The 7490-nt window shown below is 44.2% G+C and carries 5 protein-coding genes and 1 other RNA gene; 3 read left to right on the top strand and 3 right to left on the bottom strand.

What is annotated here, in order from left to right; genetic code table 11:
- Positions 1-214: 214 nt before the first annotated feature.
- The gene (gene ruvC, locus L0G63_RS13055) at positions 215-799 is read right to left on the bottom strand and encodes a crossover junction endodeoxyribonuclease RuvC (RefSeq protein ID WP_093068736.1); all 585 of its coding nucleotides are present in this window, start codon (positions 797-799) and stop codon (positions 215-217) included.
- A 153-nt stretch (positions 800-952) separates the two neighbouring features.
- Between ruvC and L0G63_RS13050 the strand changes: the two genes are divergently transcribed.
- Positions 953-1576, top strand: coding sequence for an FxsA family protein (locus L0G63_RS13050; RefSeq protein WP_301451040.1), 624 nt, complete (start codon positions 953-955; stop codon positions 1574-1576).
- 113 nt (positions 1577-1689) lie between these two features.
- On the opposite strand, the gene ssrS is transcribed toward L0G63_RS13050, so the two are convergent.
- Positions 1690-1885: non-coding RNA, 6S RNA (gene ssrS, locus L0G63_RS13045), on the bottom strand.
- A gap of 234 nt (positions 1886-2119) precedes the next feature.
- On the opposite strand from ssrS, the gene gpmI reads away from it, so the two are divergent.
- Together gpmI and L0G63_RS13035 are read left to right on the top strand one after the other, a co-directional pair.
- Positions 2120-3784, top strand: coding sequence for a 2,3-bisphosphoglycerate-independent phosphoglycerate mutase (gene gpmI, locus L0G63_RS13040; RefSeq protein WP_301451039.1), 1665 nt, complete (start codon positions 2120-2122; stop codon positions 3782-3784).
- 308 nt (positions 3785-4092) lie between these two features.
- Positions 4093-5487, top strand: coding sequence for a S41 family peptidase (locus L0G63_RS13035; RefSeq protein ID WP_301451038.1), 1395 nt, complete (start codon positions 4093-4095; stop codon positions 5485-5487).
- Between the two features lie 77 nt (positions 5488-5564).
- On the opposite strand, the gene L0G63_RS13030 is transcribed toward L0G63_RS13035, so the two are convergent.
- On the bottom strand, positions 5565-7274 hold the full coding sequence (locus L0G63_RS13030; RefSeq protein ID WP_301451037.1) for a sigma-54 dependent transcriptional regulator: 1710 nt from the start codon (positions 7272-7274) through the stop codon (positions 5565-5567).
- Positions 7275-7490: the final 216 nt, after the last annotated feature.

Genomic DNA, 7490 nt, shown 5'->3' with positions numbered 1-7490 from the left:
TGCCGATTCGTAACTGGACGTCTGCTTTAAATCGCTTTATGATTATGTTTGATGACCGTATCAGCAAGCATTTAATCTAAACGGCAGTTACACAGAATTCGGGATGGTCTCGCTGGTACTCATAAAAAAACACGCATCCAATAGCGTGTTTTTTTATTGTCTCACTATTTTAATGCCTATTGGTTTTAAAGCTTGTCTGCTTTAACGCCTATCTTTAACGCAAGTTACCCAAATCTTCTTCGGTCAAACGCCAACGACCCTTTTTCTTAGAGCCACCGCGTCCTCGCATAGAGCTATTAAGTAGTATTTTATTCATAGAATGGCTTGAGTGCGCATGACAAATAGCACAGGCAAGACCATCGGCTGCATCCTGCTGTGGTACGACTTCTAACTGTAGTATGCGGCAAACCATCTCCTGCACTTGCTCTTTAGCAGCAGCACCATAGCCGCACACCGCTTGTTTGATCTGCCGAGCAGTATACTCTGATACTTCTAAATCCAAGGCGACCATCGCTGCAATAGCCGCGCCTCGTGCTTGCCCAAGCTTGAGTGCAGAATCAGGGTTTTCTGCCATAAAGACTTGTTCAATCGCCGTATAGATAGGCTCGTCAGTGTATTTTAAGTGATGCTGCGTAATGCGGGTCAATCCATTAAAAATACGTTTGAGGCGTTCAGGCATCTCTTTGGTATCTGTGCGAATCGTGCCTGCATCGATATAAGTGAGTTTATCACCCGTCTGCTGGACTATTCCATAACCCGTCATGCGTGACCCTGGGTCGATCCCGATAATAATTGCCATAGTATTCCGTCTTGCTTACATTTTGTTTTATGGCTTAAAAATCAGCCGTAAGTTTGATAGTATAGCAACCAATCCCCATATACATCATATGTTAGCCATTTTAATTTGCATGGCGCTCAATTTATTGGTTTTTATTTTATAGGACGACACTTTATGGGTCAGATAGTTGGTATAGCCATCGTTTGGTTTATTATCGAGATGCTACTGTGGTATTTGCTTGCTCAGTTTATGAGCGGCTGGTGGGTATTCCTTTGGTTTATTGTCGCAGCAGTGATCGGTATTTCTCTTGTGCGTAAAGGTATGGCTTCTTTGAATCCAATGGCTCAGCAGATGAAAGCAGGTGGTATGATGAATCCTGCAATGCGTCCACCAGAGGCCACCATGATTAAGAGCATTGCCATGGCAGTCGCGGGTATCTTGCTACTTATTCCAGGTGTGCTGAGTGATGTGCTCGCACTACTCGTAATCTTGCCACCAGTACAAAAGAAACTCAAAGACTTTGCCAATAACTATGTCATGAACAATCAGCAAAAAATGATGGAAATGATGGCAAAACAGATGGGTGGTCAAATGGGCGGCGGCCAAAATCCATTTGGTGGAATGGGTGGTCAGAATCCATTCGGTGGCGCAGGCGGTATGAATAACCAAAATCCATTTGGTCAACAACAGCAAAACCCGTTTGGTGACGTATTCAAACAGCATACGACTGTTGATGGTACGGCCAAAAACATCCCTAAAGATGTGAAAAAAATTACCAAATCTGCTAATGACGAGTAACAGTGATTTAGTCATTCATTAGGAATAGAAAAAGCCCCTTCCGTCATTAACGAAAGGGGCTTTTTGGTGGCAGTAAATACATTAATTATAAAGAACATATTTACAAACCGAATGAAACAACCGAAGTGCCGCTGTAAGATGGTGACCCATGAACCGTGAAGTTCAGGGCGGATGCGTCATCCTCTCTGCAGGTTTCCTGATACACCGCAAGCGGTGCAGGCATACACAATGAGACGATAGGTACCACATCCTGGTAAAGCATTATCGGCTCAGGGAATAAACATCTACTAGCCAACACTTCAGAATAGATTCATCTTAACCAATGAGATGAATGATTGCAAGGGTGAATTACAGATTGATACGCAGTATTGTTACCTGATATCTGTGGTAGTTTTTGGGCTTTTGATAACGATATAAACCCCATCATTTTTTAGTGAAAAATTGTCAGTTTTTCAGCTATTTTAAGATATGTGTTAATATATAGGGCTTTCTATACCCTAACATAGCATTGAAGGCGTTCATTCACTCGAGGAGCGGTAATATATGACCAGTACCCAGCAAGCATCAGAATCTATTGGCGACAATCAGGCGCAGCAGCTCAGCAGTAAGCAAGAAGACGGCGCACAGAATAAAAAAACGCCGCATGTCTTAATGATATTAGACGGCTTTGGTTATCGTGAAGAAGATAAAGATAACGCCATTGCTGCGGCAAATATGCCAAATTTAGACAGAATTTATCAGCAGTATCCTCATGGGCTAATTTCTGCTTCTGGAGAGGATGTGGGCTTGCCAGATGGTCAATTTGGTAACTCAGAAGTTGGCCACATGAACTTGGGTGCTGGTCGTGTCCTTTTTCAAGACTCAACTCGCATCTCAAATGAGCTTGCCAATCGTGAATTTTATAAAAATGAGGCATTGGTTGATGCGGTAAAATCGGCCAATGAGCTTGGCGGCAACGTACATATTATGGGTCTGCTCTCAGACGGCGGTGTTCACTCACATCAAGATCATATCGAAGGCATGTGCCACTCAGCGTTGGTCCACGGTGCCAAAAACGTCTTTATCCATTGCTTCTTAGATGGCCGCGATACACCGCCTAAATCTGCGGATAAATATATCAATCGTTTGCGTGATTATATCGATAAATTGAATGCTCATTATGAAGGCGGACGTGTACAGATTGCCAGCATTATTGGTCGCTACTATGCAATGGATCGCGATAACCGCTGGGATCGTGTACAAAAGGCTTATGAGCTGATCACTGAAGGTAAGGCAGATCGCTTATCAACAAGAGCAGATGGCGCTGTACAAGCGGCTTATAAAGCACGTGAGACTGACGAATTTATCAGTCCGACGACTGTGATTGGACGTGATGAAGTGCCATATACTGTCGAAGATAACGATGCGCTGATATTTATGAACTTCCGTGCCGACCGTGCTCGCGAGCTTGCTCAAGCCTTTGTTTTACCTGATCATGAATTTTCAGGTTTTGCCCGTCAAAAGCAGCCAAAACTTGCCGCCTTTGTGATGTTGACCAAATATTCTGATGTATTGGCGGATAATCCAAAAACCAGCATCGCTTACTATCCAACGTCTTTGGCCAATACCTTGGGAGAGTATTTGCAGGATCAAGGTAAAACCCAACTACGTATCGCAGAAACTGAGAAGTATGCGCATGTGACGTTTTTCTTCAGTGGTGGCCGTGAAGAGGAATATGAAGGCGAAACGCGTATCCTAGTACCTTCTCCAGATGTGGCGACTTATGATTTGAAGCCTGAGATGAGCGCACCTGAAGTCACGGATAAATTAGTAGAAGCGATTGAATCTGGCCAATATGATGTGCTCATTGTCAATTATGCCAATGGAGATATGGTAGGTCATACAGGGGTTTTCGATGCTGCGGTAAAGGCGGTCGAAGCGTTGGATGTTTGTGTGGGCCGTATCGAGTCGGCAGTAAAAGCGGCTGGCGGTGACATGCTTATTACGGCTGATCACGGTAACTGTGAGCAAATGCAAGACTACGAAAGTGGTCAAGTACACACGCAGCATACGACAGAGCATGTACCGCTGATTTACGTAGGCGCACAAAAACTACAGGTACGTCGTGGCGGTAAGCTCAGTGATGTGGCACCGACTATTCTGACATTGATGGATATTCAAGCACCGACTGAGATGACGGGTGAGAGTTTGTTGGTCAAGGCATCATAGAAGAGCGTTAAATTGGCTATACACCAGATGTGCTGATAGCGCTTGCCTATCATCCGTCTGATAAAATCTAGAAAAGGGAGGGGTAGCTATTACCTTTCCCTTTTTTTATTATGTGTTTGCACAATGATTTGCAAAACTGCCCTAGTCTGAGAGAGGTCTTTGGTGTTAACTTATACGGTAATACATAACAATAACTTTATACATTCTATTATTTAAATGAGTTTTTTATGCATCCTATCTCTTTTGTGTGCGCATCTTTGTCTAAACAATTAGACCAACGAGTGATGAAGTCGTCGCGAGCGACGATTATGTCCAAACCCGTATGCTCCAAGCTTATAGGCTTTAAGCCCAGTCTAGCAATAGGTTTGCTTGGATTGTGTGTTGTCAGTATGGACGCGCAAGCAGCAGTGACCTCAGTCGGTGATGCTAGTCCGACATCAAGCCTACAGCTTATCAGTTTGAATGCCGATGATATAGTGGCTGAAGATGATACTGAGATGCTGAATGCTGCCGACGAATCAGATGACTCAATAGACAGTATGCCAGACGAAAGTGCGGTAATGGACGATGATGATAATATCGATACTAATATTCCATCAGAGGTTGCGCAAGTATCATTGAATGCAATTTCCCCTGAAACGTTAAAAACTTTTGTGGCCGTTGTCGATTTGGTACGTCGTCAATATGTTGATGCGGTCAATGATGAGGAGCTGTTCAACAATGCGATGAGTGGTATGCTGACCCAGCTTGATAGCCATGCTGAGTTTCTGGATGCTGAAGCATACGAAAATCTACGTGCTTTTACAGAAGGGGATGTAGGCGACATCGGTATCAAGGTAGTGTATCAGCCAGATATCGGATACTGGGTCATCACAGAGGTGGTTGACGACTCACCAGCAGACAAGAAAGGCATTGCTGTTGGTGACTATTTACACCAAGTTGATGAGTTCAAACTTGATGAAGATCGGCAAAGTAACGATGTTGAGCAGCTCTTGACAGGGATTGCTGGGACGCAGGTAGATGTCATCACCTCTAAAGCTGGTCGCCGTAAGCACACGACGACATTGCAGCGGAATAATAGTCACCCTCAAATTGTCGAGACAAAAATCGTTGATGGCATCGCTGTTATCAAATTGCCCGCTTTTCAAAATAATAGCCGTGAAAAATTGCTAGAGGGCTTGATTGGCCTAAATGCTCCTATCTCAGGTATTTTACTTGATTTGCGTGATAATCCAGGCGGCGTACTCACATCAGCGGTGAGTGTGGCCAGTCTATTTATGAATGATACTGATGTGGTGCAAGTACAAGCCCGTCAAAACGAGTCACGTGTCTTATCAACCCAAGGAGAGGCCATACTTAAAACCTTGCCCATGGTTGTTCTACAAAATCGCTACTCGGCATCAGCGGCAGAGGTTTTGGCCAGTAGTTTGCAAGCACAAAAACGCGCTACTATCATCGGCGAAGTAAGCTATGGTAAAGGCTCAGTACAGTCAGTCATACCACTCAATGACGAGCAAGCAGTCAAATTGACAGTAGCTAACTATATGACAGCATCAGGTAGACAGATTGACGACATCGGCGTTGAGCCTGACATTGCTCTGTCAGATAATGAGCGCTCATGGGAGCAGCAAGCCTTAGATTTGCTAAAACCACGCGCGCTTGATTCAGGCATTCGCCTTGTTCGAAAAGCCGCGCCAAACTAATATTTTATCGGCTGGCGGCTCATAGGTAGAAGCATTATTACTCGATCCAACGCACAAAGTAATGACACCTCATTGTACTATTTAGACTGATCCTCTTCGATTTCTAGCTTTTTCATACGATAACGTAATGAGCGAAAAGTCGTCCCAAGTAGTTCTGCTGCTTGGGTTTTGTTCCAGCCAGTTTGTTTGAGGGCTGTGATGATTAATTGCTTTTCTTGCTCTTGGAGGTAATGTTCTAATCCTTGAGAGGGCAACTGACCATCTAGTGGCTCTTGTAAATTGTCAGCATTATTATTCTCTGGTTGGACAGCGTGAGCAGGTGCTATCACCTCGTCAATATGAGCCGAGCTGGTCGATGATCCAGTATGATTGAGATCAGGGCCCTGTATTATCGATGGATAATGTTGAGTGTTTGTGCGATAAGGATGTAAATTTACCGTCTTTCGCTGATTCTGCGCCGCCGTTACATTGTTTGTAGGGTGAATGACTGGTTCTTGGTTTTCTAACATCTTAGCCATCGATGGCGCGTTATTTTGCTCATTTTGGTGAGAGGCTGTGAGATGACCGTCAATGAGTGTGTCACCACTTTGAGATTGAATGTCTTCAATGTCTTGATCAATACTAGGCAGTCCTAGATGACCGATATCAATGTCCGAAGTTTCCGCCAACGTCACGGCTCGCTCAAGCAGATTACGAAGTTCCCGTACGTTTCCAGCAAAATCATGGCGCTGCAGGCGCTCACAAGCCTCGCGTGTTAGGGATGGAGGTACATCCAGCTGCCATTCAGCCGCAATCATGGCTAAAAAATGCTCTGCTAACACAGGAATATCGTCACGACGATCATTGAGCGTCGGTAGCTTGAGCTCAATCACATTGATGCGGTAATATAAATCCTGTCTAAACGCACCGTCCTGTACCAGTAGACTCAAATCCTTGTGGGTGGCAGATAATATACGGATATCGACAGGTACTTCTTTGGTATCACCGATAGCTCTTACCGTCTTTTCTTGGATAGCACGTAATAATTTAACCTGCATCGCTAAAGGCAAATCGGCCACTTCATCCAAAAATAACGTACCGCCATTAGCCTGTTGAAATAACCCTTGCTTATCAGCGACTGCACCTGTGAAACTGCCTTTTTTATGACCGAAAAACTCTGACTCCATCAGCTCAGAAGGTATGGCACCGCAGTTCACAGGCACAAAGCTACCGTCTCGTCGCGGGCTTAAATCATGAATCAGCCTAGCAACCACTTCTTTACCTGTACCAGAGGCACCTGACAAAAAAACTGGCGCTTGTGAGCGTGCCAGCTTTAAGATGGTATTTTTGAGAGGGTGCATCACAGCAGAATTGCCAATCAACCTTGTATCTAACATTTTTTGCTCAGGTGAAGATTCAGGCGTGGCTTTTGCTTCGTTATCTTGATGAATCACTTTTAGCGCATTTTCGACTAACTGGCGTAATCTTGGTAGCTCAAGTGGCTTGTTCACAAAATCAAAAGCGCCAAGCTTTAGCGCTTCAATAGCAAGGTCCATGCTTCCATGAGCCGTGATGACTGCTATGGGTGTGTTGGAGCTGTTGCTAATTTCCTTTACCAGCTCTAATCCTGAGCCGTCAGGCAGCTTTAAGTCAGTGAGGCAAAAGTCGTAATCATTATCTTGCCAGTATGATCTGGCTTGCGCCAACGTATAAGCCACATCACTTTTTATCCCCATCTTGGTTAAAGTGATTTGCATCAGTCGGCATAAATCCACTTCGTCATCAACGACTAGCGCGCTTGTTGTCATACATTATCTCATTGAGTTCAATGGCTAAAAATATTCATAGCGAGGTATAAATGAAGGTAAGTCTCTTCCACAAGTGAATGTGTAGATTCATCATAGGTGGTTTTTTAACCAATTATTTGTATAGATTTAAAAATCTATGGTTCAGCAGTGCTTGATATAAAACTAGGGCGTGTTGAACATTCGACCATGGCACTGACAGCGACTATTTTTTAGGCG

Origin of the sequence: Psychrobacter sp. (genome assembly GCF_030454045.1) — a bacterium.
In the GTDB taxonomy this organism is placed as follows: Bacteria; Pseudomonadota; Gammaproteobacteria; order Pseudomonadales; family Moraxellaceae; genus Psychrobacter.
Note: the sequence above shows the minus strand (reverse complement) of the source record. Positions and strands in the feature narration are given on the sequence as shown.

Coding starts and splice junctions, on each gene's coding strand:
- ruvC (WP_093068736.1), bottom strand. CDS start 799: ATGGCAATTATTATCGGGATCGACCCAGGGTCACGCATGACGGGTTAT.
- L0G63_RS13050 (WP_301451040.1), top strand. CDS start 953: ATGGGTCAGATAGTTGGTATAGCCATCGTTTGGTTTATTATCGAGATG.
- gpmI (WP_301451039.1), top strand. CDS start 2,120: ATGACCAGTACCCAGCAAGCATCAGAATCTATTGGCGACAATCAGGCG.
- L0G63_RS13035 (WP_301451038.1), top strand. CDS start 4,093: ATGTCCAAACCCGTATGCTCCAAGCTTATAGGCTTTAAGCCCAGTCTA.
- L0G63_RS13030 (WP_301451037.1), bottom strand. CDS start 7,274: ATGACAACAAGCGCGCTAGTCGTTGATGACGAAGTGGATTTATGCCGA.